This is a genomic window from Streptomyces sp. DSM 110735 (assembly GCF_016482685.1).
GTDB lineage: Bacteria > Actinomycetota > Actinomycetes > Streptomycetales > Streptomycetaceae > Streptomyces.
Window position 1 is genome coordinate 163,550 of record NZ_JACYHF010000004.1, and the last position, 23,823, is coordinate 187,372.

Sequence of the window (23,823 nt, forward strand, 5' to 3'; positions counted from 1 at the left end):
GCCGGAACCCTCAACCGGCGGGCGGGCCGCTGGAGATGCCCAGCAGGACGGGTCCGGTCGGGTCCGCCACCATGTCCTCTATCGTCAGCGGGTCCAGCGAGGCGAAGAACGCCTCCTGGGCCCGTCGCAGCGCGCCCCGCAGACGGCAGGCGGAGTTGAGCGGGCACGGGGTCGGACCCTCGCACTCGACCACGTCGCCGTCGCCCTCGAAGACCCGGACCACCGAGCCGACGGACGCCTTCCGCCCCCGCTCGGTCAGCGTGAGCCCGCCGCCCCGCCCCCGGCGCGCGTCGACCAGACCGAGGTGCTGGAGTTCGGCGACGACCTTGGTGGTGTGCGTGTAGGGGACGCCCATGTCGGTCGCCACCTCGCGGGTCGTGGGGTTCGCGTCGGCACCGGCGACCGCGAGGCGCATGAGGACCCGGAGCGCGAGATCGGTGGAACGCAGCAGCCGCATACGGACAAGCCTAATGAACGCGGATGTGTGGACCGGACCCGTCGGCGCCCGCACGAGGGCAGGCACGGTCGGTCCGCTCAGCACCTTCGGCTCAGGACCTTCGGCTCAGCGCGCCGCCGCGCGCCGCCTGCGGTCGAGCACCAGGAAGGCCAGGAATCCGGCGGCCAGCAGGAGCACGCCGACGGCCAGGAACGGCTGCGGGGCGTACTCCTCGGTGCACGTGGTCGAGGTGGCGGTGGAGTGGCACACGTCTCCCGGACCGTCCCAGTTCGAGGCGGCGAGCCACAGGAGCGGCAGCCCGAGACCCGCGATCACGCCCGTGAGGGCGTTGCGGTGCCCCTTCCGCGCGAGCAGCCACGCGCCCGCTGCGCCGACGGCGATCAGCGCGATGCCCACCGAGAGCAGCGCGGCCAGTCCGAGTGCCAGACACCCGCCGACCGCGAGCCAGCCCAGGAACCAGCCCCACTCCGATCCCTGCTCGTCCGGTACCGCATGGGTCTCGCGTCGCACGGTGCCTCCCGTGGCAGGTGGGACTGCGCTGACCGGGCAGCGACTCCCCGGCACCCCGAGGGTACGGTCCGGCACGGTCCCGGCACAGGGGGCGCCGTACGGATGCTCGGGGATCTCGCCCCCGCGAGAGGGGGCTCCCCACTACGATCAGCGCGACCCGTCCTCCCCCGACCCGAAGGACACACACCACACCATGGGTTCCGCCAACAACACAGCCGGTGCGGCCCGCAAGGCGCGCATCGAGGAGATGCGGCGCGCCGATCGGGCCCGTGAGCGGCGCAACCGGACGCTCGCCGTCGTCGCGAGCGTGATGGTCGTCGCCGGGCTCGTCACCGGTGGGGTGTACGTGCTGCACCGGCAGTCGGACGGCTCGGACACGGCGGCGGCGAAGGACGCCTCCGCGAGTGGTGACGCCAAGAACGCCAAGAACAGCGCGGGCGACTCCGGGCACTTCACCACCGGCAAGGACGGGGTGCGGACCTGGTCGGGCAAGCTGTCGCGCACGCACGTCACGACCAAAGTGACGTATCCGATGCACCCGCCGGTCGGCGGCAACCACAATCCGGTGTGGCTCGACTGCAACGGCACGGTCTACGACAAGCCGGTGCACGACGAGAACGCGGTGCACGCCCTGGAGCACGGCGCGGTGTGGGTGACGTACACCGGCGCGGCGAAGAAGGCGGACGTGGGCGCGCTCGCGGCGAAGGTGAAGCGGACGCCGTACTCGCTGATGAGCCCGTACGAGAAGCAGGACGCCCCGCTGATCCTGTCGGCGTGGGGTCATCAGGTGGCGGTGAAGAGCGCGAAGGACCCCGAGGTGAACAAGTTCTTCGCCACCTATGTGCAGGGCGCGCAGACGCCCGAGCCGGGAGCCTCGTGCACGGGCGGGGTCATGCAGTGAGGCGTGCGCTCATGGGATGGGCCGCCGGGGCGGCGGTGCTCGCGGTGGTGGGCGCCGGGGCGGCGGGGTACGCGGCGGGCGGGGAACCGGAGACGACGGGTGCGCCCACGGCGGCGTCCGCCGACGCCGGGTTCGCGCGGGACATGGCCGTGCACCACCAGCAGGCGGTGGAGATGTCGTACATCGTGCGCGACCGCACGAAGGACACCGAGGTGCGCAGGCTCGCGTACGACATCGCGCAGACCCAGGCAAATCAGCGCGGGATGCTGCTGGGCTGGCTGGATCTGTGGGGGCTGCCGAAGGTGTCGGCGGATCCGCCGATGACGTGGATGGGCATGGGCGACATGCCGCCGGGACAGGACGGCGCGCTGATGCCGGGGATGGCGACCAACTCCGATCTGCGCAAGCTGGGTTCACTGAGCGGGAAGAAAGCCGAGGTCTTCTATCTCCAGCTCATGACGGAGCATCACCGGGGTGGCGTCCACATGGCCGAGGGGTGTGTCCAGCGGTGTGCGGTGGGTCCGGAGAAGCGGCTCGCGCGGGGCATGGTCGCGGCGCAGCGCTCCGAGATCCAGTTGATGGCCGAGATGCTCAAGGCGCGTGGCGCACAAGCGGGTTCGTAAGCCGCCGGGCGGACGAAGTGCTCAAATCCCCCATGAATAAGCTCACTTGGGTTTCTCTTGACCCTCCCGTTTACCTGACATGAACGGTTCATCACAAGAGTGGCCCCATCGTGTGATCGCTCCGCCGGTCCCAACCGCCGCGGGCAGGCGCGTCGCGCACGACGATCCGGCCACTACATGCGAACCGCATCGCAGGGGGTTTTATGAGATCCAACCGCGCCAGGACGCGCGCCGGTGTGAGCATGGCGGCGACGCTTCCGATGATCGCGGGCGCGCTGGCGCTCGGCATACCCGCGGCCCACGCCGCGGACGGCCCGGCCCGTGACGCGCTGGCGGGCACCCGTCCCGCGTGGGCCACGGCCAAGGCGGACAAGGGCGCCACCGCCGACAGCGCCCGGGTGCAGGCCCGCGTCTACCTCGCCGGGCGTGACGCCGCGGGGCTCGCCGCCTACGCCAAGGCGGTGTCGGACCCGGCCTCGCCGCAGTACGGCAAGTTCCTCAGCGCCAAGCAGACCGCGTCCCGCTTCGGGGCGACCAAGGCACAGGTGTCCGCGGTGAAGTCCTGGCTGAAGTCGGCCGGGCTCGACGTCACCGAGGTCACCGCGCACTACGTCTCCGTGTCCGGCGATGTCGCCGCCACTGAGAAGGCGTTCGGCACCCAGCTCCACAACTTCACCAAGGGCAAGCGCACTTACCGCGCCCCGCAGCGCACCGCCTCGGTCCCGGCCGCCCTCCAGGGCGCCGTGCTGACGGTCACCGGTCTGGACAGTGCGCCGCACAAGTCGCACCGTGCCGACCAACTGCCCGGTCCGGGTGCCGCGTTCAAGAACGCCGGTCCGCTCTCCTCGTACTACGGCGAGAAGATCGCGACCAAGCTCCCGGCCGCGTACGGCCAGAAGGTCCCGTACGCGATCAAGGGCTACACCGGCAAGCAGCTGCGTGCCGCCTACGGCGCCGGCGACTACACCGGCAAGCACGTCCGCGTCGCCATCACGGACGCCTACGCCTCGCCGACCATCGCCTACGACGCGGGCCGCTACGCCAAGCGCAACGGTGACGCGGCGTGGAAGACCAGCCAGTTGCACCAGGTGCTGCCGAAGAAGTACACGCACACCTCGGCCGACGAGTGCGACGCCTCCGGCTGGTACGGCGAGGAGACCCTCGACGTCGAGGCCGTGCACGCGGTCGCGCCGAACGCGGACGTGACCTACGTCGGCGCCGCCTCCTGCTACGACGACGACCTGCTGGACTCGCTCAGCAAGGTCGTCGACCAGCACCTGGCGGACATCGTCTCCAACTCGTGGGGCGACATCGAGGCCAACCAGACCCCGGACCTGGCCGCCGCGTACGACCAGGTGTTCCAGCTCGGCGCCGTGCAGGGCATCGGCTTCTACTTCTCCTCGGGTGACAACGGTGACGAGGTGGCCAACACCGCCACGGACACCACCCCCGGCGTGAAGCAGGTCGACACCCCGGCCAACTCCGCCTGGGTGACCGCGGTCGGCGGTACGTCGCTGGCCGTGGGCAAGCGCGACGCCTACCAGTTCGAGACCGGCTGGGGCACCGAGAAGGCGACCCTGTCGGCCGACGGCAAGAGCTGGACCGGCTTCCCCGGCCCGTTCACCTCGGGCGCGGGCGGCGGCACCAGCCGCACCGTGGGGCAGCCTTCGTACCAGAAGGGGATCGTCCCGGACGCGCTGGCCGACGTGCACCACAAGGCCGGCAACCGCGTGGTCCCGGACATCTCGGCCGTGGCCGACCCGAACACCGGTTTCCTCGAGGGCATCACCCAGACCTTCCCCGACGGGACCGTGAAGTACGGCGAGTACCGCATCGGCGGCACCTCGCTGGCCGCCCCGGTCATCGCGGCGGTCCAGGCGCTGGCGCAGGAGGCGCGTGGCGGCAAGGCCATCGGCTTCGCCAACCCGTCGATCTACCAGCGCTACGGGAAGAAGGGCGTCTTCCACGACGTCACGGACAAGCCGACCGGCATCGACCTCGCGGTCGCCCGGCTCGACTTCGTGAACGGCGTCGACAAGACCGACGGCGTGACCACCTCGGTCCGCAGCCTGGGCAAGGACAGCTCGCTGTCCGCGGTCAAGGGCTACGACGACGTGACCGGCGTGGGCTCGCCCTCGAACGGCTACGTGCAGTCGTACAAGGGTCACTGATCCCTGCCCGTTGCCGTGGGGGCGTGAGGTGTCAGACACCTCGCGCCCCCACATCGCGTCGCTCTGACGATTACACTGGGCGCGTGCCTCAACTTCGTCTCGCCCTGAACCAGATCGACTCGCGCGTCGGCGACCTCGCGGGGAACGCCGAGGCGGTCGTCCGCCGGACCCGGGACTCCGCCGGGCGCGGCGCGCATCTCGTCGCCTTCCCGGAGATGGTGCTGACCGGGTATCCCGTCGAGGACCTGGCCCTGCGCTCCTCCTTCGTCGAAGCCTCCCGCGCCGCGCTGCGCGCGCTGGCGACCCGGCTGGCCGAGGAGGGTCTCGGCGAGGTGCCGGTGGTCCTCGGCTACCTGGACCGCTCGGAGTCCGCGCAGCCGAAGTACGGCCAGCCGGCCGGCGCCCCGCGGAACGCGGCGGCGGTGCTGCACCGCGGCGAGGTGGTCCTCACCTTCGCCAAGCACCACCTGCCGAACTACGGCGTCTTCGACGAGTTCCGCTACTTCGTGCCCGGCGACACCATGCCGGTGATCCGCGTGCACGGCGTCGACGTGGCCCTCGCCATCTGCGAGGACCTGTGGCAGGACGGCGGCCGGGTGCCCGCCGCGCGCTCCGCCCACGCGGGACTGCTGCTCTCGATCAACGCCTCGCCGTACGAGCGCGACAAGGACGACACCCGCCTGGAGCTGGTGCGCAAGCGCGCCCAGGAGGCGGGCTGCACCACCGCCTACCTCGCCATGACCGGCGGGCAGGACGAGCTGGTCTTCGACGGCGACTCGATCGTGGTCGACGCGGACGGCGAGGTCGTCGCCCGCGCGCCGCAGTTCGAGGAGACCCTGCTGCTGCTCGACCTGGACCTGCCCGCCGCCGACGCGGACGCCCCGACCGGTGTCGTGGACGACGGTCTGCGCATCGACCGCGTGGTGCTGTCCGAGGACCCGGTGCCCGCGTACGCGCCGGAGTTCCCCGGCGGGTGCGCCGAGCACCTGGACGACGACGCCGAGGTGTACGGCGCGCTGGTGACGGGACTGCGGGCGTACGTCGTCAAGAACGGCTTCCGCTCGGTGCTGATCGGTCTGTCCGGCGGCATCGACTCGGCGCTGGTGGCCGCGATCGCGTGCGACGCGATCGGCGCGGAGAACGTGTACGGCGTCTCGATGCCCTCGAAGTACTCCTCCGAGCACTCCCGGGGCGACGCGGCCGAGCTGGCCCGGCGCACCGGCCTCCACTTCCGCACGGTGTCGATCGAGCCGATGTTCGACGCGTACATGGGTGCGCTGGGGCTGTCCGGGCTCGCGGAGGAGAACCTCCAGTCGCGGCTGCGCGGCACGCTGCTGATGGCGGTCTCCAACCAGGAGGGTCACATCGTGCTGGCGCCGGGCAACAAGTCCGAGCTGGCGGTGGGCTATTCGACGCTGTACGGCGACTCGGTGGGCGCGTACGGCCCGATCAAGGACGTGTACAAGACCTCGGTGTTCCAGTTGGCGCGCTGGCGCAACAAGGTCGCCGAGGAGCGCGGCCAGACCCCGCCGATCCCGGAGAACTCGATCAGCAAGCCGCCGAGCGCGGAGCTGCGCCCGGACCAGGTGGACACGGACTCGCTGCCGGACTACCCGCTCCTGGACGCGATCCTGGAGCTGTACGTGGACCGGGACCAGGGCGCGGACGCGATCGTGGCGGCGGGCTTCGACCCGGCGCTGGTGACGAAGACGCTGCGGATGGTGGACACCGCCGAGTACAAGCGGCGCCAGTACCCGCCGGGCACGAAGATCTCCGCGAAGGGCTTCGGCAAGGACCGCCGGCTGCCGATCACCAACGGCTGGCGCGAGTCGGCGTAACCGCGAGTCGGCGTCACGCGCGACGGCGAAGGGGCGCCCGGTCTTTCGAAGACCGGGCGCCCCTTCGTTCTCGCCGTACGGCGGTCGTCAGCCGACCGGCGTGCGCGGGCGGGAGAGGCGCGGGGCGGGCTCCTGCTCGTCACCGGCCACGAGCAGCGGGTCGAACATGACGACCACGGCGGCGAGGATCAGGAAGACCGCCGGACCGAGCAGCATGGGCAGCACCAGGGAGGCGGCGTCGTCGCCGTAGCCCGAGGCGGTGGAGTGGACGTGGACGTCGACCGCCGCCATGCCGGTGTAGTGCATCCCGGTCACGGCGACGCCCATCACGAGGCTGGCGACGAGCGCGGGAACGAAGCCCCGGATGGAGACGGCGGCCCACAGCGCCGCCGTCGCGGCGACCACGGCGATGACCACGGAGAGCGCGACGGTCAGGTTGTCGTACGTGATGGTGCCGTTGACGTGCATCGCCGCCATGCCGAGGTAGTGCATCACCGCGACGCCGAGACCGGTGATGACGCCGGCGGTGGCCAGTGGCATGGGGGCGACGCCGCGGTAGCCCACGATGAACATGCCGACGCAGACCATGACGATCGCCACGACCAGGCTGAGCACGGTCAGCGGGGCGTCGTAGGTGATGTTCGCGCCCGGGGCGGAGAAGCCGATCATGGCGATGAAGTGCATGCTCCAGATGCCGCAGCCGAGGGCCGCCGCGCCGAGACCGAGCCAGGCGGCCTTGCGGCCCTTCTCCGCGTGCACGGTGCGGACCACGCAGCGCAGTCCGAGAGCGGCGCCGAGGCAGGCCATGAGGTAGGCGGCGAGCGGTGTCAGCAGCCCGTAGTCGAATCCGGCCGTGCCCTGCATCGGGGTCCTCTCCCTATTTCCAGTTGTGACAAGCGTGTCTGGTGCGACTTCTGCGTCTGTTGTGACTGGAGTGACGTGTGTTGGTGATGTGAAGCTTCACGAGAGAGATCGTGAACTTCAAGCCACTGTGGCCGGAAACGAGTGAATGTTGCACAACTGTAGTTTGCGCGATCTTCACCGTCGTGAACGCTCGTTCTCCTGCGGGACATGGGCAGCGACCAGCCGACCCGTGGAACCGGGCGCCGCACCGGTTTGCTTCAGCGTCGCCGCCCGCCTGCGGTCCACGCCGTACGCCACCGCCGCCACCGCGATGCCGAGCACCGCGAGGACCGCTCCGGCGAGCGCCGGGGAGGTGACGCCGAGTCCGGCGGCGAGGGCGAGCCCGCCGATCCAGGCGCCGCCCGCGTTGGCCAGGTTGAAGGCAGCCTGGTTGGCCGAGGAGGCGAGCGAGGGCGCCGCCGCCGCCTTGTCCATCACCATCAACTGCAGCGGCGAGCCGGTGACGAAGGCGGCCATGCCGAGCAGGGCGACCGCGAGCGCCGCGCTCCACTCGGCGCGCATCATCAGCGGGAACAGCGCCAGGACGACGCCGAGTGCGGCGAGCCCGCCGAACAGGGTGCCGCGCATGGCGTGGTCGGCGAGCCGTCCGCCGAGCAGGTTGCCCGCGGTGGCGCCGACGCCGAACAGGGCGAGCAGCAGGGTCACGCTGGCCGGGTCGAACCCGGCGGCGCCGGTGAGCATCGGGGTGATGTAGCTGTAGGCGGCGAAGAGCGCGCCGAAGCCCGCGACCGTGGTGCCGAGCGCCAGCCACACCGGCAGCGACTTCAGCGCGGCCAGCTCCCCGCGCAGACCCGCCGGGGAGGCGTGGGTGTGGTCGTGCGGGATGAGCAGCGCGAGCGAGGCGATGGCGGCAAGACCGATGGCGCTCACCCCGAGGAAGGTGGCCCGCCAGCCCAGGTGCTGACCCATGAGCGTGGCGACGGGCACGCCCGCGACGTTGGCGACGGTCAGACCGAGGAACATCAGCGAGACCGAGCGCGCCTTGCGCTCGGGGGCGACCATGGAGGTCGCGACGACCGCGCCGACGCCGAAGAACGCGCCGTGCGGCAGCCCGCTCAGGAAGCGGGCGGCGAGCAGGGACTCGTAGCCGGGGGCGAACGCGGAGAGCGCGTTGCCCGCGACGAACAGGGCCATCAGACCGATCAGCACCGTGCGCCGGGACATCCGCGCGGTGAGCGCGGCCAGCAGCGGGGCGCCGATGACGACGCCGAGCGCGTACGCCGAGACCAGATGACCGGCGGTCGGGATGGATATGTGCAGGTCGTCCGCGACGTCGGGCAGCAGACCCATCATCACGAACTCGGTCGTACCGATGCCGAAGGCGCCGACAGCGAGGGCGAGCAGGGCCAGGGGCATGAGGGGACCTCTCAGAGCAGTGCCGTACAGGGGATGGGATCGCCTATGTTCCCGTACGGAACAAAGTCTCTCAGGTCCAGTATTCCAGCGGATGCGAACCGGGTTAAGACTCTGTGTCGAGACTGACCCGCGCGGCGACCGGGAGGTGGTCGCTGTCGGTGCGCGGCAGGGTCCAGGAGCTCTCCGGCTCGACACCCTTGACCATGATCTGGTCGATGCGGGCCATCGGGAACGCGGCCGGCCAACTGAACCCGAAGCCGCTGCCCGCCGCGCCCTGCGTGGAGCGCATCTGGGAGGTGACGGCGTTCAGCGAGCGGTCGTTCATGGTGCCGTTGAGGTCGCCGAGCAGCACGACCCGCTTGAGCGTCTCGTCCGCGATGGCCTCGCCGAGCGCGTCGGCGCTCTTGTCGCGCTGGCGGGCGGTGAAGCCCGCCTTCAGCTTCACCCGCACCGAGGGCATGTGGGCGACGTACACCGCGACGAGCCCGTCGGGCGTGGCCACGGTGGCCCGCATCGCGCGCTTCCAGCCGAGCTTGATGTCCACGGAGTGGACCTGGCTCATCGGGTACTTGCTCCACAGCCCGACGGTGCCGACCACCGCGTGGTACGGGTATGTGCCGGACAGCGCCTGGTCGTAGGTGCCGACGGCGGGCGCGGGCAGCTCCTCCAGGGCGAGCAGATCGGCTCCGGAGGCGGCGACGTCCCGGGCGGTGGCGGCGGGGGCGGGGTTGTCGGCGTTCACGTTGTGCGTGGCCACGACCAGGTCGCCGCCGGTGCCGGACTTGTCGGTGAGCAGCCCGCCGAAGAGGTTCAGCCACACGATCGCCGGGAGCAGCACCGCGATCAGCGCGGTCGCGGACTTGCGCAGCAGCCCCACGAGCAGCAGCACCGGGATCGCGATGCCGAGCCAGGGCAGGAAGGTCTCGGTGAGGCTGCCGAGGTTGCCCACCCGGTTGGGGATGCGCGAGTGCAGCAGCATCACCAGGGCGAGCAGCAGCGCCAGGACGGCCGTGACCGTGCCCCGGCGCCAGATGCGCGGATCGTCGCGCCAGCCGCCGAGCAGACGGTGCGCCAGGCGCCGAAGCCGGGATGCCGGTCGCTCGGGCTCCGAGCCGCCGTTGTCCGTCTCCGTCATGTACGCCTGCTGCGCCATACCGTCTGCCTCACTGCCTGCCGTGCGCTCCGTCATCCCCCCGTGTGTTCTACGACCCTAGGGGATGAACGGCTCCGTTCCGCCGTCCCATGACGGCCGTTCGGAAGTCGAGGACGAACGGGATGGGCCGGGTAGTTCCGTTACGGCCGCCCCGCAGGGGTTCTGTGACGAAACGCGTACATCAGCGCTGCTCGGAAGGCGTGCTGACGGGGCGTAGACCCGCGAGGACCGTGTCGACGATCACGTCGGCGAGGTCCTCGGGCAGGTCGGCGTCGGGGCGCAGGACGGTGCGGGCCAACATGGGACCGACGAACATGTCGTTGGCCAGGTCCACGTCGATGTCGGAGCGCAGTTCGCCCTCGCGCTGCCCCCGGCGCAGCACCTCGGTCATCAGGGCGCGCCGGGGCGCTATCACCCCGGCCTGGTAGGCGGCCCAGATGCGCGGGCTGCACTTCGCCTGGACGAACACGTTGTGCATGATCGCCGAGGAGCGGCTGACCAGACCCCGGCGGCGCAGGGTCTCCAGGAGGACGACGAGGTCGTCGCGCATGGAGGTGCCGGGCAGTTCGGGGTCGGCGGGTTCGGCGGCGCGCATGACGTCGACGAACAGTTCCTCCTTGCCGCTCCAGCGGCGGTAGATGGTCGCCTTGCCGACTCCGGCGGTGCGCGCGACGCGCTCGATGGACAGCTCCGCGAGGGGCACGCCCTCCTCCAGGAGCTTCATCGCGCCTTCCAGGATGGCGCGTTCCACGGCTTCGCTGCGGGGCCGGCCCCGGGCGGGACCGGCCTGCGGGGGCCGGCTGTCGGCAAGGCTCACGTCGTCTCGTCCTCTCGCTGTGCTGCGGCAATTCTCCCGCAGCCGCCTCCTCCCCCGTTGTCGTACCGTCCCTACCCCGGCGCGTGGCGCGGCGATCCGTTCGCCGCGCCGCGTGATCAGTCCGCCGCGGCGACCAGTTCCTTCTCGCTGTCCTTGGCGGTTCCGGTCGGCGGCTTGCCCGGCAGGAACAGCGCGGTGATGACGGCGCCGACCAGTGCGACGCCGGTGCCGCACAGGGCGGTGATGTGCATGGCGTGCAGGAAGGCGTCGTGGGCCGGGGTGATCAGACCCTGCCCCTGGGGTCCGAGCTTCGCGGCGATGCCGAGGGTCGCCTCGATGGACTCGCCCGCGGTGTCGCGCAGGGCGGGCGGGAGCAGACCGAGCTTGCCCTCGATGCCGTTGCGGTAGGCGGCGGAGAGCACCGAGCCGAGCACGGCGATGCCGAGGGCGCCGCCGACCTGCCGGAAGGTGTTGCTCAGCGCGGAGGCGGAGCCCGCCTTCTCGCGGGGCAGCGCCTGCATGATGACGACCGAGGTCGGCGTCATGATGTGCGCCATGCCGGTGCCCATGAGGAAGAAGACGACCTCCAGGAGCCAGATCGGCGTGTCGGCCTCGAAGGTCGCGAACGCGGCCAGCGTGGCGGCGATCAGCACCAGACCGGCGGTGGTGGTGGCCTTGTTGCCGAAGCGGTCGACCAGGAGCCGGGCGCGCGGCGCGAAGATCATCTGCGCGGCGGCCAGCGGCAGCATCAGCACGCCGGACTCCAGCGGCGAGTAGCCGCGCACGCTCTGGGTGTAGAAGACACCGAAGAACGTGACGCCCATGAGGGCGAAGAAGACCAGCGCGATGGCGCTCATGGCGGCCGAGAAGACCTTGTTGCGGAAGTAGGTGACGTCCAGGGAGGGGTGGTCGCTGCGCTTCTCGAAGATCACGAACGCGGCGAGGATCACCAGTCCGGCGATGATCGTGGCCAGCACCTTGGGATCGGTGAAGTCGGCCAGCTCGCCGCCCTTGATGATGCCGTAGACGAGCAGCACCAGACCGACGACGGACAGGACCACGCCGATCGGGTCGAGGCGGCCCGGCTTCGGGTCGCGGGAGTCGGGGACCAGCCAGAGCATCAGACCGAGGGCGAGGATCACGATCGGCACGTTGATGAGGAAGACCGAGCCCCACCAGAAGTGGTCGAGCAGCGCGCCGCCGGTGATCGGGCCGATGGCGATGCCGAGTCCGACGCCGCCCGCCCAGATGCCGATGGCCTTGGGCTGCTCCTCGCGCTCGAAGACGTTCATCAGCACGGCGAGGGTCGCGGGCATGACGAAGGCGGCACCGAGGGCCATCACCGCGCGGTAGGCGATGAGCTGACCCGGGGAACCCGCCTCGGCGGCCAGCGCCGAGCCGATGCCGAACACGATGATGCCGCCGAGCAGCACCTTCTTGCGGCCCAGGCGGTCACCGATGAGACCGGCGGTGAACAGCAGCCCGGCGAAGACGAGCGTGTACGAGTTGATCGCCCACTCGATCTCGCTCTGCGTGGCGCCGAGGCCGGTCGGCGCCGGGGTGGCGATGGTCTTGATGGCGACGTTCAGGATCGAGTTGTCGAGCACCACGATGAGCAGGCTCAGCATCAGCACGCCGAGGATCGCCCAGCGGCGCTTGTGCACCGCCTCCGGTATCCGGGGTGCGGGGACGGAAGTTGTCATGCGTTCGAGCCTAGGGCCATTTCAATACGGAACCGTCTCGTATCTGAATTACTTTACCCAGGTCTTACACACGGGGGCTTGTGCGGGACCCGGGCGGGACCGGCGCGGGAGCTGGCACGGGACCCGTGCGGGAGCCGGCACGGGACCCGCACCGGAGCCGGTACGGGGACCTCCCTCTGGCCAGGTGCGGCACGAGGTGCCACCATGGAGGCGATCCGGGGACGCCGAAAGGGCGCCTCGAGATGACTTGTAAGGAGCCGTTGCCATGACGCAGCTCTCGGCTGCCCAGACGAAGCCCTCCGACGGCAAGACGCTGTACGGAGGAAAGGGCACCCGTCGCATCACCGTCCGCGACATCGCACTCGCCAAGGAGCGGGGCGAGAAGTGGCCCATGCTCACCGCCTACGACGCGATGACCGCGTCCGTCTTCGACGAGGCCGGCATCCCCGTGATGCTGGTCGGCGACTCGGCGGGCAACTGCCATCTCGGCTACGAGACGACCGTCCCCGTCACCCTCGACGAGATGACCATGCTCTCCGCCGCCGTCGTACGCGGCACCAGCCGCGCGCTCATCGTCGGCGACCTCCCCTTCGGCTCCTACCAGGAGGGTCCGGTGCAGGCGCTGCGCTCGGCGACCCGGCTGGTGAAGGACGCCGGGGTCGGCGCGGTCAAGCTGGAGGGCGGCGAGCGCTCGCACGAGCAGATCAAGCTGCTCGTCGAGGCAGGCATCCCGGTGATGGCCCACATCGGCCTCACCCCGCAGTCCGTCAACGCCATGGGCTACCGCGTCCAGGGCCGCGGCGAGGAGGCGGCCCAGCAGCTCCTGCGCGACGCCAAGGCCGTCCAGGACGCGGGCGCGTTCGCCGTCGTCCTGGAGCTGGTCCCGGCGGAACTCGCCGCCGAGGTGACTCGGGTGCTGCACATCCCGACGGTCGGCATCGGCGCGGGTCCCGACACCGACGCCCAGGTCCTCGTCTGGACCGACATGCTCGGCCTGACCTCCGGCCGCGTCCCCAAGTTCGTCAAGAAGTACGCGGCGCTCCGCGAGGTCATGACCGACGCGGCGAAGTCCTTCGCGGAGGAGGTCGTCGGCGGCACGTTCCCGCTCGACGAACACTCGGTCCACTAGCCACTGCGGCAACACCCGGGCAGCCCGCCGATCTTCCCCCGTCGGCGGGCTGTCCCCTTTGTGCGCCTAAACCGGCGCCGCTCTCGCGGAGGGGGTGCTCGCCGTCGGGGTTGCTCAATTCGTGGTTGCGGCGGTCTACTCCGCCGAGCCCGCGGCCGCCACCAGTTCGCGCACGCCCGTCACCCGAGGGTGACGGGACCGCAGGTCGCTGACGATCTGCCGGATCGCGGGCCGGTCACGGACTTCGCCCGGAGAGACGCGTACCGCCGACAGCAGTTCGGCAGCCGCCTGCTCCGCCTTGCCCCATTGCCACCACGCCCGCCCGAGGTCGGTGTGCATCCTGCCCTTGCGCTCGGCAGTGGCGAACCGGCCCTCGTGCAAACCGCGGCCGGCCTCCAGTGCGGCGCCCGCGTCCCCGAGGGCCCAGTGCACTCCGACGGCATACAAGTCCACCGCTGCCGGGGTGAGGGGAAAGAGTCGCCCCCTCGGAGTCACGTCGGGAAGAGCGCGAGCGGCTCGCGCTGCGTCGCGGATCATGGTGAGGGCCTGGTCACGAACCCCGGCGCGTGCCGCGGTGTACGAGGTGGTGCACAGCATCTGTGCGTACGCCGAGCGCTGCGCGTCCGTTCGCAGCCCGGTCTCCTCGACCTTGGCCACGGCATCGAGGATGTGGCGCTCGGCAGCGGCGGGCTGGTCCTGATGGCGCAGCACGATGCTCAACTCCCGGGCTGCGGCGGCAGCGGCGAGGGGCGACCCGGACCATTGCGCGTACAGCGCCGCACGATCCGCGGCCAGCCGGGAGTCCCCGTAGCGGCCGACCTTCGTCAGCACCCGGCCCGCCAGGCTGTAGGCGGTCGAGAGGCGGGCGAGCGCCATCTCCTCGTGCGCGGGTGACGCGGCGTGACTGGCATCGGCGAGCAGGCCCGGCAGCACGCGCAGCAACTCGGCGTTCTGTCCGGCGTCGAAGAGTCCGCGGGCGGCGGCAAGCCGTGAGTCGAGAGGCACTGGCGACCCGGTGGGGCCGGGAATGCTCGCCAGCGCGTCGCTCACTCCCGCCAGGAGGGAGGATGGAACCGCCAGGCCGGTGGCGGCGAGCAACCTGCGGCGGCGCATGGGGTCCTCCTCGGCACAGCGTGGCCCGTCCGGCGCAACTCTAGTCGCTGGGGCGCCGGTTAAGCCGAGTGACGCAGCCAGGACAAGCATCGGGATTTCCACGGCCCTGGCAGCGCTCATGAGCATGTCGAAGTCGGCCTTCCTCCCCCTGCGCTCCAGCCGGGAGACGGTGGCGGCCGAGCAGCCGATCCGGGCACCGAGATCCTCCAGACGCCAGCCACGTCCCACCCGGCCGATCCGGATCAGGCCGCCGGGGTCCTGCTTCCGCACACAGGAACGGGCCTCTTCGGACCCCCAGAGGCGAACCGCGTTCATCCGGCTTCTCCCGCACGAAGACCCGACACCGTACGGCCACTCACCGTAGAGACTCGGCGGCACCGCGTGTGCGCCGTCCACAGGTTTCCTGCCCGAACTTGCAGATGCTGCAAGGCGTTTGCGCGCTCTGCCAGTCGATCACCACAGCCGTCGTGCCGGTGATGTCCTCGAACAGCGCCCACGGCGACGGCGCCCGCACTGTCACTTCACCGCCCCACCGAGGAGAACGAGATGTTCCTTCCCCACCCCGTGATCGACCAGCTCGACGAAACGCAGGAAGCGGTCTGGCACACGCACTTTGCGGGCACCGGCCGCGAGCGGCCCCGCGCGATCGAGGAGGGAGTCTGGCGCCGGACGCAGGATCCGGCCAACGCGGCGCAATCGGGCTGGACCGAGGGCGAGAACGGGCGTCGCCGCATCGTCCACTACCGCTACCGGTTCGACATCGACTACACGTTCCCCGTCCCGCGCCTGGTCCTCGCCGACCTGTACCTGTACACGTCGGTACGCGCCCCGAAGGCCAAGATCGAGACGTACCGCGGCGACGTGCGGGCCTGGCTCGCCGAGGGCCACTGGCGGCAGACGGACGACGGCGTGTGGTCGAAGGGCGACCTGCGGGTCACCGTCACCCCCTACGACGTCCACCCGCAGGACGAGCGCGGCTCGCGGGACACCCCCGAGGGATTCTGCTCATTGGACGTGGTGTTCGTCTCCGAGGACTTCCAGGTGACGCGCACCGTCCGGCAGATGCCGTGGAACGTGCTGGCGGGCGGTATCCGTGTCAAGGACAGGCGCGGCAACCCGAACTACGCGGAGGACCTGGGCGAGTTGAAGAACCATCTGCCGTTCCAGGTCGAACTGGGCTGCGGCACGAGTGTCGAGGCCGGGGTACCCCCGCTGCACTTCCTGCACCAGGTGTATCGGGTCACCGAGCGCACCGACAACGTCATGAAGGAGACGCATCCCTTCGTGCTGTGCCCGCAGAGGGACACCCTGGTCAGGGAGATGCTGCTCGACGCCACCGCGAAGGCGGACGAACTGGTCGCGATGTTCCGCATCAGCTTCCTCGCCCGGCCGACGGCCGCGCACCGCGCGCTGAAGTCCCTGCATGACGCCGGGCACATGGTGGGCCCGGTCCTCCAGCACAACTTCGATCTGCTCGCCGCGCGAGCCGGTCTCACCGAGTGCTTCGTACGCCGCTACGACCAGAAGATCCCGCCCGTGCCGCTCCTGGCCGAAGCCAAGGCACTCTTGGTGATCGGTCTGCACGCCGACCGCCGGTCGATCGAGAAACGTGCCCGGGAGCGTGGGATGAAGGTGTTCTTCGTGGACACCGAGGGTCTGGAGGAGTTCGGCCAATACCTGCCTTACCCGTTGGAGGGTCCGCAGGACGGTGACGTGATCGTGCGGGCCGAGGCCATTCCCACGCTGGTCGAGCTGTGCCGCCAACTCGGTGTGGAGTTCGCGGTCCAGCCCCCGGCCGCCCACGCCCCCCACTGATCGAACACCGTAACGAACAGGCATACGAACCGACTTGCCCGCCGCGTGACAGCCGACAGCGTGCGGGGGCCCGCCGGGTCCGGCAGGCCCCCGACCAGACAAGGACGATCTACACATGCGCGTTTCCGTGATCGGTTGCGGACACCTCGGCATCCCGCATGCGGCGGCGATGGCCGAACTCGGCCATGAGGTGATCGGCGTGGATGTCGACCAGGCCAAGGTCGAGCGGCTCAACGCCGGCGAGTGCCCCATCTACGAGATCGGGCTGCCGGAACTGCTCACCCGCCACACCGCGAGCGGGCGCCTGCGATTCACCACCGACATCAGCGAGGCCGCGGACTTCGCCGAGCTGCACTTCATCGGCGTCGGCACCCCCATCGACGCCGACGGCCGCTCGTACGACACCGCGCAGGTCTTCGGCGCGGTCCGGCGGCTGGCCCCGCATCTCGGCCGAGCGTGCACCATCGTGGGCAAGAGCACGGTCTCCGTGGGCACCACCGCGCAGGTCACCGCCCTCGCCCAGCGGCTCGCCCCGGCCGGGAAGGGCGTGGAGGTCGTGTGGAACCCCGAGTTCCTGCGCGAGGGCCACGCCGTGGAGGACACCCTGAGCCCGGACCGCCTCATCGCCGGCGTCACCACCGCGGAGGGCGAGAAGGCGATCCGCGCCGTGTACGCCGGGGTCATCGACGCCGGCGTGCCCCTCTTCATCACCGACCCGCAGACCGCCGAACTGGCCAAGGGCGCGGCGAACACGTACCTCGGCCTGAAGATCAGCTACATCAACGCCGTCGCCGACATGTGCGAGGCCGCGGGCGGCGACGTCGCCCAGATCGTGGACATCCTCGGCATCGACCCGCGGATCGGCAGCGGGGGAATGCGTCCGGGCATCGGCTATGGCGGCGGGTGCCTGCCCAAGGACGTACGCGCCTTCACCGCCTCCGCGCGAGCCCTCGGCGCCGACACCGCCGCCTCTCTCCTGCGGGCCGCGGAGGTGATCAACGAGCAGCGTACGGACGTGGCCCTCGGGCTCATCACCCGCGCCCTGGGCGAGCGGCCGATCAGCGGTGCCCGGATCACCGTGTGGGGCGCCGCGTTCAAGCCGGGCACCAACGATGTCCGCGAATCCCCGGCCCTCGCCCTGGCCCAGGCTCTCCAGCAGGCGGGCGGATTCGTCACCGTGCACGACCCGCAGGCCGTACCCACGGCGATGGCCCGCAACCCGGAGCTGGAGTACACCGACGACCTGGCCGGCTCCCTCGACGGCGCCGACCTCGTCGTACTGGCCACCGAGTGGCCCGAGTACCGGCAGGCCGACCCCCGGCCCCTGGCCGCCCGGCCGGCAAGCCCCCTGCTCGTCGACTGCCGCACCGCCCTGGACCCCGGGCCCTGGCGAGCGGCGGGCTGGACCGTCCACCAGCTCGGACGCCCGGAGAAGTAGCCCGGGAGCGGAGCGCCACGGCAGGGCCCGGCGCGCGGGCCGACAGGCGCCCACAGCGGACTGCGTCGCCCTGTCGGGCGTCTGTCGGTGGATTGTCGGTGGGGCCTGTCATCGTCATCCCATGACGCGAATCGATGAGAGTTCCGACGGGCGCCGGGTGACGGTTTCCGTGCGGGGGCTGGTGAAGCACTACGGGGAGACCAAGGCGCTGGACGGGGTCGACCTGGATGTGCGGGAGGGCACCGTGATGGGGGTGCTCGGGCCGAACGGGGCCGGGAAGACGACGCTCGTGCGGATTCTGTCGACCCTGATCACGCCGGACGCCGGTGAGGCGATGGTCGCCGGGTACGACGTCGTACGGCAGCCCCGGCAGTTGCGCCGGGTGATCGGTCTGACCGGGCAGTACGCCTCGGTGGACGAGAAGCTCCCCGGCTGGGAGAACCTGTACATGATCGGGCGGCTGCTCGACCTGTCCCGCAAGGACGCCCGCGCCCGCGCCGACGAGCTGCTGGAGCGGTTCTCGCTGACGGATGCCGCCAAGCGCCCCGCCTCCACGTACTCCGGCGGTATGCGGCGGCGCCTGGACCTGGCCGCCTCGATGATCGGCCGTCCGCAGGTGCTGTTCCTGGACGAGCCGACCACCGGACTCGACCCCCGCACCCGCAACGAGGTGTGGGACGAGGTGAAGGCGATGGTCGGCGAGGGCGTGACCGTGCTGCTCACCACGCAGTACATGGAGGAGGCCGAGCAGCTCGCCTCCGAGCTGACCGTGGTGGACCGGGGCAAGGTCGTCGCCGCCGGTCGGATCGAGGAGCTGAAGGCCCGCGTCGGCGGCCGCACCCTCCGCATCCGCCCGGTGGACCCGCTCCAGCTCGGTCCGCTCGCCGCGATGCTGGACGAGCTGGGCATCACCGGTCTCGCCACCACCACCGTCGACCGCGAGAACAACACGCTGCTGGTGCCGATTCTGAGCGACGAGCAGCTCACCGCCGTCGTCGGCGCGGTGACCGCGCGCGGCATCACCATTTCCTCCATCGTCACCGAACTCCCCAGCCTGGACGAGGTGTTCCTCTCGCTCACCGGCCACCGCGCCAGTGCCCCGCAGGACATCACGCCCGCCGACTCCGACTCCGACGCCCGCGAAGAGGTCGCCGTATGAGTACCAACACCCTCACCGCTCCGGTCGTCACCACGGCCGACTCCCGCATCACCCTGCGCGGGCATCTGCGGCACACCGGCGCCCTCATCCGGCGCAACCTGCTCTGGATCAAGCAGGACCCGGAGTCGATGTTCGACGCGCTGCTGATGCCGATCATCTTCACCCTGCTGTTCGTGTTCGTCTTCGGCGGCTCGATCGGCAAGGCGCTGGGCGGCGGTCAGGACCAGTACGTCCAGTACGTCATCCCCGGCATGCTCGCGATGATGAGCATGACGATGTCGCAGGGCGTCGGCACCGGCTTCAGCCAGGACTTCAACAGCGGTGTGATGGACCGGTTCCGCTCGCTGCCGATCGGCCGCGGCTCGGTGCTCTTCGCCAAGATCGGCGTGGAGCTGGTCCGGATGCTGTTCGCGACGGTCGTGCTGATGATCGTGGCGGTGCTGGTCGGCTTCCACATCACCAGTTGGCCCGGTCTGTTCGCCACGGTGGGTCTGTCCACGCTGTTCGCGTCCTCGATCATGTGGGTGTTCCTCACCCTCGGCGTCGTGATGAAGAGCGCGCAGTCGGTGCAGGCGATGGGCTTCCTGGTGCTGTTCCCGCTCCAGTTCGGCTCGTCCATCTTCGCGCCGACCAAGTCGATGCCCGGCTGGCTCCAGGCGTTCACCGACTACAACCCGCTGTCCACGCTGGCGGACGCCGCCCGCGGTCTCATGGTGGGCGGTCCGGTGACGCACGACCTGTGGGTGACGGTGGGCTGGTCGATCGCGATCACCGCCGTGATGGCCCCGTTCTCGATCTACAAGTTCCGCACCAAGAGCTGACCTTGGCGCGCCTCACACCAGGGCGGTGGCCTCCGCGAGGGAGAGGCCACCGCCCTCGGCGTACGCCGCCTCGTAGACCGCCTCGTCCAGGTGCTCGCGGACGCGCGCCTCGGTGAGGTCGTACGCCAACTGCTCGGCGCCGGGGCGGATGTGCCCCGGGGGCAGCAGGGCCACGGAGGCGCCCATACAGCGGGCGGCGTCCTTCACGCGGTCCTCCTCGCCGGTGATGGCCAGAGCCCGGGCGGCGATGGTGAGGCTGAGGCTGGGCAGATGCGGGACGACGACGTCGACCAGGGGATCGTCGGCCGTCTCGAACGAGCGGCGGATCAGCTCCAGCGCCCGCTCGGCGTGACCGTCCACCGCGTCCAGCCACGCCTCCTGGAGGAGGATCATGGCGTTGAAGACCCGGAACTGGCTCAGCGCGAAGTCCTCGCGCAGCGCCCGGAGTTGCTCCCGCGCCTCGGCCGTCTCGCCGAACACCCCGAGCCACACGGCCAGGAACATCCGGGCCACCATCATCGACTCGTCGAGCGTGACGCCCTCGGCGTCGATGGCTTCGCGCAGCAGCCGCTCGCCCCGCTCCCGCTCCCCCGCCTCGATGAGGACGTTGCCGAGGCGGGCGCCGAGGACGGTCATCTGCATACGGGCGCCCAGTCGGCCCGCGTACTCCATCGCCGCCTCGTAGTCGGCGGCCGCCTCGCGGCTCCGGCCCTTGCGCTCGTGCGCCTCGCCGCGCGCGGACAGCGCCTCGGCGGTGCCCCAGGCGTCCCCGAGGCGCCGGAAGATCTCCAGCGCCTCGTCGGCGTCCTGGGCGGCGTCCCCCGCCCAGGCGGTGCGGTTGGAGAGCAGGTTGGAGCGCATCTGGAGGGCGCTCGCCAGTTCCCAGTCCCAGCCCGGGGTCTCCCGGCAGGTGCGCACGGAGGCGTCGATGATCTCGGGCAGCCGCCTGCCCCCGTTGGTGAGCAGCTCCGCGAACCACCACAGCATGCCCGGAGCGCGGCAGGTCTGCGGCAGCCCCGGCTCGTACACCCGGGTGACGACGCGCAGTCTGGCTTCCAGTTCGGGGTTCTGCCAGGCGGTCGGGTCGGTGTCGACGCAGGCGATGTGGGCGAGGTGCAGCCCGCGCCGCGCCTCGGCGAGGAGTTCCCCGGTGAACGGCGGCGGGGTCTCCGTGAAGCGCCGGTACACCGGCCGGGCCGGCTCGGCGGACTCCGTGAACGGGTCGGGGCTGAGCGCCATGAGGTCCTCGCACCAGGCGCGGGTCTCCATCCGCTGGTCCCGCATCTGCCAGTACCACAGGAGGTAGAGCACGAGGCTCAGCCCCTCCTGCTCGTCCCGCACGGCAATGGCGTGCCGGAACGCCGTGCGCAGGTTCTCGTACTCCGTCTGGAAGCGTTCGATGGCCTCGCGCTGGCGCGGTCCGCGCAGCAACGGGTCGGTGGTGCGGGCGAGTTCGCGGTAGTACGTCAGATGGGCGCGCTCGGCGGCGAGGCGGGCGCCCGTCTCGTCCAGGCGCTCCGCCGCGTACTCGGCGACGGTCTCCAGGAGCCGGTAGCGCATCCCGCCGTCGGCCGAAGGGGTCGCCACCACCAGGGACTTGTCGACCAGGGAGCCGAGCGCGTCGAGGGCGACGGGTCCGCAGACGGCTTCGGCGGCGGCGAGGTCGCAGCCGCCCGCGAAGACGGACAGACGGCCGAGGACGTCACGTTCGTCCGCGTCGAGCAGCTCCCAGGACCAGTCGACCACCGCGCGCAGGGTCTGCTGGCGGGGCAGGACGGTACGGCTGCCGGAGGTGAGCAGGCGGAAGCGGTCGTCGAGCCGGTCCGCGATCTGACGAGGCGTCAGCATGCGCAGCCGGGCGGCAGCCAGCTCGATCGCGAGCGGGAGACCGTCCAGACGGCGGCAGATCTCGGCGCACGCCTCGACGTCGTCCTCGACGCGGAAGCCGGGCCGGGCGGCGGCTCCCCGGTGGCCGAACAGGCGCAGCGCGACCGGCTCCGGCAGCGGTTCGACCGGACGCACCAACTCCCCCGGTACGCCCAGGGGTTCGCGGCTGGTGGCGAGCACGGTCAGACCGGGGCAGGCGGCCAGGAGGCGTTCGGCGAGCCGGGCGGCGGCGTCCACCACGTGCTCGCAGTTGTCGAGGATGATCAGCATCCGGCGCCGGGCGCAGTGCTCCACCAGGCGCTCGACGGGGTCGCCGTAGCGCTCGGCGGCGGCGCGGGCGCCCTCGACGCCCGCGCCGTGCAGTACGGTCTCGCGGGCACCGATCGCGGTGAGCACCGCCTGAGGGACCGCCTCGGGCTCGTCCACGGGGGCGAGTTCGGCGAGCCACACCCCGTCGCGGGCGGTGTCCCGGACCGCCTCTGCCGCCTCCTGGGAGAGCCGGGTCTTGCCCGCGCCGCCGGGGCCGAGCAGGGTGACCAGGCGGGAGGCGGCGAGGTCGGCGCCGATGGCCGCGATGTCGCTCTCGCGCCCGACGAAGGAGGTGAGCCGGGCGGGCAGGTTGCCCGGCACGGGGCGCGGGGCGGCGACCGGGGCGGGTCCCGGCGGCGCCGGGGCGTCCTCGGTGAGCAACTCGGCGTGCAGGGCGCGCAGTTCAGGACCGGGGTCGGAGCCGAGCCGGTCGGCGAGAAGCCGCCGTACGTCCTCGTAGGCGGCCAGCGCCTGGGCGGGGCGACCGGCGTCGCGCAGGGCGCGCAGGCGCAGCGCCTGGAGGGGTTCGTCCAGCGGGTGGCTGTCGCACAGGGCGGCCAGCTCGGGCAGGGAGCGCTCCGCCTGGCCGAGGGCGAGGGCGGCGGTGTGCCGGGCGCGCAGGGCGTCCAGGCGGCGGGCTTCCCAGCGGGCGGCTTCGGCGGTGCGGTCGGGCAGGTCGGCGACGACCTGCCCCTGCCAGAGGGCGAGGGCGTCGTCGAGGATCCCGGCGGCCTTGGCGGGGTCGCCGTCGGCGAGGGCGCCCAGACCGTCGGCGGTGAGCCGGTCGAAGCGGGTGAGGTCGACGTCGTCGGGGGCGGCGGTGAGCCGGTAGCCGCCGTCGGCGGAGGCGATGGTGTCGGCGCCGAGGGCGCGGCGCAGGCGTCCGATCAGCGCCTGGAGGGCTCCGGCGGCGTCGGCGGGCGGATCGGCGCCCCACACCTCGTCCACGAGAACGGCGGCGGGTACGGTCCGCCCGGCCCGCAGCGCGAGCACGGTCAGCAGGGCACGCAGCCGCGCCCCGCCGACGGGGACGGCCGTGCCGTCGGGGCGGAGAGCCTGGGTGGTGCCGAGAAGCCGATAGCGCACGGGGTTCATTGTCTCCGGTCGGACCGCTTGGTTCGGCGGCGGGCACGGGATGCCGCGGGCAGGGGCGCGGCGGGCCCGTCCGGGACCTCCAGGGTGACGAGGGCGCCGCAGGTCCGGTGGACCAGGGTGCCGGACTTCTCGGCGCCGCGCCCCTCGGTGCCGGACTCGAAGGTGTCGCCCTCGAACCACTTGGGGCAGGTGTCCACCGCCTCCAGGCTCCAGGACCCGGGCACCGGGCGGTGGGTGGGCGACTCCTCCGGGCGGAACTCGTACGCCGCGCGCACCAGCTCGACCGCGCGGACCACGCCCTCGGTCGCCGGACCGCGCCCGCCGTGGTTCTCCACCCAGGCACCGGCGCCGTACACCCCGCCCGGGTCTTCGGACTTCTTGACGGGGACGAGATTCCAGCCGACCCGGTCACCGACGGAGAAGGGGTCGCCGCAGCACCCCATCTGCCAGTCCTCGTAGAAGACCTTCATCCGTGCCATCCCCCCAGCCTCGCGGAACCGGGAGCCGGTGGCGAGGCGTTTTCCCGGCGAGTCCCGGCCGGGTACGGTCGGGCACCCGACCGTCCGCGCGATCCGCGCCCCGCCCCGCCCGATCCGTACCGCTT

The 23,823-nt window shown here is 71.4% G+C and carries 19 protein-coding genes; 9 read left to right on the plus strand and 10 right to left on the minus strand.

From position 1 onward, the window contains the following. Positions 1-10: 10 nt before the first annotated feature. Positions 11-457: an Rrf2 family transcriptional regulator gene (locus IF655_RS08835; RefSeq protein WP_199583553.1), complete on the minus strand. Its 447-nt coding sequence runs from the start codon at positions 455-457 to the stop codon at positions 11-13. A 105-nt stretch (positions 458-562) separates the two neighbouring features. Beyond that, a complete protein-coding gene (locus IF655_RS08840; protein WP_199583554.1) occupies positions 563-967 on the minus strand; it encodes a hypothetical protein in 405 nt (134 codons plus the stop codon). Positions 968-1,160: 193 nt separating this feature from the next. Here IF655_RS08840 and IF655_RS08845 point away from each other — a divergent pair, with 193 nt between their 5' ends. From IF655_RS08845 to IF655_RS08860, 4 genes are all read left to right on the plus strand, one after another. Continuing rightward, a complete protein-coding gene (locus IF655_RS08845) occupies positions 1,161-1,868 on the plus strand; it encodes a DUF3105 domain-containing protein (protein ID WP_199583555.1) in 708 nt (235 codons plus the stop codon). 11 nt (positions 1,869-1,879) lie between these two features. Then, the gene (locus IF655_RS08850; RefSeq protein ID WP_199583556.1) at positions 1,880-2,491 is read left to right on the plus strand and encodes a DUF305 domain-containing protein; all 612 of its coding nucleotides are present in this window, start codon (positions 1,880-1,882) and stop codon (positions 2,489-2,491) included. Positions 2,492-2,694: 203 nt separating this feature from the next. Next, on the plus strand, positions 2,695-4,662 hold the full coding sequence (locus tag IF655_RS08855; protein WP_242488626.1) for a protease pro-enzyme activation domain-containing protein: 1,968 nt from the start codon (positions 2,695-2,697) through the stop codon (positions 4,660-4,662). Between the two features lie 83 nt (positions 4,663-4,745). Beyond that, entirely contained in the window at positions 4,746-6,500 is a 1,755-nt protein-coding gene (locus IF655_RS08860) for an NAD+ synthase (RefSeq protein ID WP_199583557.1), read from the plus strand. Positions 6,501-6,587: 87 nt separating this feature from the next. On the opposite strand, the gene IF655_RS08865 is transcribed toward IF655_RS08860, so the two are convergent. The 5 genes from IF655_RS08865 to IF655_RS08885 all read right to left on the minus strand — a co-directional run bounded on the left by IF655_RS08865 (position 6,588) and on the right by IF655_RS08885 (position 12,453). After that, positions 6,588-7,364, minus strand: a complete 777-nt coding sequence (locus IF655_RS08865) for an MHYT domain-containing protein (RefSeq protein ID WP_199583558.1) — start codon at positions 7,362-7,364, stop codon at positions 6,588-6,590. Between the two features lie 174 nt (positions 7,365-7,538). Further along, complete coding sequence (locus IF655_RS08870; protein ID WP_199583559.1) at positions 7,539-8,780, minus strand: MFS transporter; 1,242 nt, start codon at positions 8,778-8,780, stop codon at positions 7,539-7,541. 103 nt (positions 8,781-8,883) lie between these two features. Beyond that, positions 8,884-9,933: an endonuclease/exonuclease/phosphatase family protein gene (locus tag IF655_RS08875; RefSeq protein ID WP_199583788.1), complete on the minus strand. Its 1,050-nt coding sequence runs from the start codon at positions 9,931-9,933 to the stop codon at positions 8,884-8,886. Between the two features lie 181 nt (positions 9,934-10,114). Next, on the minus strand, positions 10,115-10,750 hold the full coding sequence (locus IF655_RS08880; protein ID WP_199583560.1) for a TetR/AcrR family transcriptional regulator: 636 nt from the start codon (positions 10,748-10,750) through the stop codon (positions 10,115-10,117). A 116-nt stretch (positions 10,751-10,866) separates the two neighbouring features. Further along, entirely contained in the window at positions 10,867-12,453 is a 1,587-nt protein-coding gene (locus tag IF655_RS08885; RefSeq protein ID WP_206775606.1) for an MFS transporter, read from the minus strand. 265 nt (positions 12,454-12,718) lie between these two features. Here IF655_RS08885 and panB point away from each other — a divergent pair, with 265 nt between their 5' ends. Next, positions 12,719-13,582, plus strand: coding sequence for a 3-methyl-2-oxobutanoate hydroxymethyltransferase (panB, locus tag IF655_RS08890; protein ID WP_018545429.1), 864 nt, complete (start codon positions 12,719-12,721; stop codon positions 13,580-13,582). A gap of 135 nt (positions 13,583-13,717) precedes the next feature. Here panB and IF655_RS08895 read toward each other — a convergent pair whose 3' ends face one another. Then, positions 13,718-15,010 carry a helix-turn-helix transcriptional regulator gene (locus tag IF655_RS08895; protein ID WP_199583561.1) on the minus strand — a complete coding sequence of 431 codons (1,293 nt, stop codon included), beginning with the start codon at positions 15,008-15,010 and terminating at the stop codon, positions 13,718-13,720. Between the two features lie 231 nt (positions 15,011-15,241). On the opposite strand from IF655_RS08895, the gene IF655_RS08900 reads away from it, so the two are divergent. The 4 genes from IF655_RS08900 to IF655_RS08915 all read left to right on the plus strand — a co-directional run bounded on the left by IF655_RS08900 (position 15,242) and on the right by IF655_RS08915 (position 19,928). Beyond that, positions 15,242-16,510 carry a hypothetical protein gene (locus tag IF655_RS08900; RefSeq protein WP_199583562.1) on the plus strand — a complete coding sequence of 423 codons (1,269 nt, stop codon included), beginning with the start codon at positions 15,242-15,244 and terminating at the stop codon, positions 16,508-16,510. Positions 16,511-16,625: 115 nt separating this feature from the next. Further along, entirely contained in the window at positions 16,626-17,948 is a 1,323-nt protein-coding gene (locus IF655_RS08905) for a UDP-glucose/GDP-mannose dehydrogenase family protein (RefSeq protein WP_199583563.1), read from the plus strand. 121 nt (positions 17,949-18,069) lie between these two features. Further along, on the plus strand, positions 18,070-19,107 hold the full coding sequence (locus IF655_RS08910) for an ATP-binding cassette domain-containing protein (protein ID WP_199583564.1): 1,038 nt from the start codon (positions 18,070-18,072) through the stop codon (positions 19,105-19,107). Further along, positions 19,104-19,928: an ABC transporter permease gene (locus tag IF655_RS08915; RefSeq protein WP_199583565.1), complete on the plus strand. Its 825-nt coding sequence runs from the start codon at positions 19,104-19,106 to the stop codon at positions 19,926-19,928. Before IF655_RS08910 ends, IF655_RS08915 begins: the two co-directional genes overlap by 4 nt. A gap of 12 nt (positions 19,929-19,940) precedes the next feature. Here the strand turns inward: IF655_RS08915 and IF655_RS08920 are convergent, their stop codons facing one another. Together IF655_RS08920 and IF655_RS08925 are read right to left on the minus strand one after the other, a co-directional pair. Continuing rightward, positions 19,941-23,219, minus strand: coding sequence for a BTAD domain-containing putative transcriptional regulator (locus IF655_RS08920; protein ID WP_199583566.1), 3,279 nt, complete (start codon positions 23,217-23,219; stop codon positions 19,941-19,943). Then, positions 23,216-23,698 (minus strand): DUF6578 domain-containing protein, encoded by a 483-nt coding sequence (locus IF655_RS08925; protein ID WP_199583567.1) that lies wholly within the window; start codon positions 23,696-23,698, stop codon positions 23,216-23,218. Before IF655_RS08925 ends, IF655_RS08920 begins: the two co-directional genes overlap by 4 nt. Positions 23,699-23,823 lie beyond the last annotated feature (125 nt).

Bases quoted from the DNA above. Each gene is read 5' to 3' on its own strand.
- IF655_RS08870 (WP_199583559.1), bottom strand. From the start codon at position 8,780: ATGCCCCTGGCCCTGCTCGCCCTCGCTGTCGGCGCCTTCGGCATCGGT.
- IF655_RS08850 (WP_199583556.1), top strand. From the start codon at position 1,880: ATGGGATGGGCCGCCGGGGCGGCGGTGCTCGCGGTGGTGGGCGCCGGG.
- IF655_RS08895 (WP_199583561.1), bottom strand. From the start codon at position 15,010: ATGAACGCGGTTCGCCTCTGGGGGTCCGAAGAGGCCCGTTCCTGTGTG.
- IF655_RS08915 (WP_199583565.1), top strand. From the start codon at position 19,104: ATGAGTACCAACACCCTCACCGCTCCGGTCGTCACCACGGCCGACTCC.
- IF655_RS08845 (WP_199583555.1), top strand. From the start codon at position 1,161: ATGGGTTCCGCCAACAACACAGCCGGTGCGGCCCGCAAGGCGCGCATC.
- IF655_RS08910 (WP_199583564.1), top strand. From the start codon at position 18,070: ATGACGCGAATCGATGAGAGTTCCGACGGGCGCCGGGTGACGGTTTCC.
- IF655_RS08865 (WP_199583558.1), bottom strand. From the start codon at position 7,364: ATGCAGGGCACGGCCGGATTCGACTACGGGCTGCTGACACCGCTCGCC.
- panB (WP_018545429.1), top strand. From the start codon at position 12,719: ATGACGCAGCTCTCGGCTGCCCAGACGAAGCCCTCCGACGGCAAGACG.
- IF655_RS08900 (WP_199583562.1), top strand. From the start codon at position 15,242: ATGTTCCTTCCCCACCCCGTGATCGACCAGCTCGACGAAACGCAGGAA.
- IF655_RS08855 (WP_242488626.1), top strand. From the start codon at position 2,695: ATGAGATCCAACCGCGCCAGGACGCGCGCCGGTGTGAGCATGGCGGCG.
- IF655_RS08920 (WP_199583566.1), bottom strand. From the start codon at position 23,219: ATGAACCCCGTGCGCTATCGGCTTCTCGGCACCACCCAGGCTCTCCGC.
- IF655_RS08925 (WP_199583567.1), bottom strand. From the start codon at position 23,698: ATGGCACGGATGAAGGTCTTCTACGAGGACTGGCAGATGGGGTGCTGC.
- IF655_RS08905 (WP_199583563.1), top strand. From the start codon at position 16,626: ATGCGCGTTTCCGTGATCGGTTGCGGACACCTCGGCATCCCGCATGCG.
- IF655_RS08885 (WP_206775606.1), bottom strand. From the start codon at position 12,453: ATGACAACTTCCGTCCCCGCACCCCGGATACCGGAGGCGGTGCACAAG.
- IF655_RS08835 (WP_199583553.1), bottom strand. From the start codon at position 457: ATGCGGCTGCTGCGTTCCACCGATCTCGCGCTCCGGGTCCTCATGCGC.
- IF655_RS08875 (WP_199583788.1), bottom strand. From the start codon at position 9,933: ATGGCGCAGCAGGCGTACATGACGGAGACGGACAACGGCGGCTCGGAG.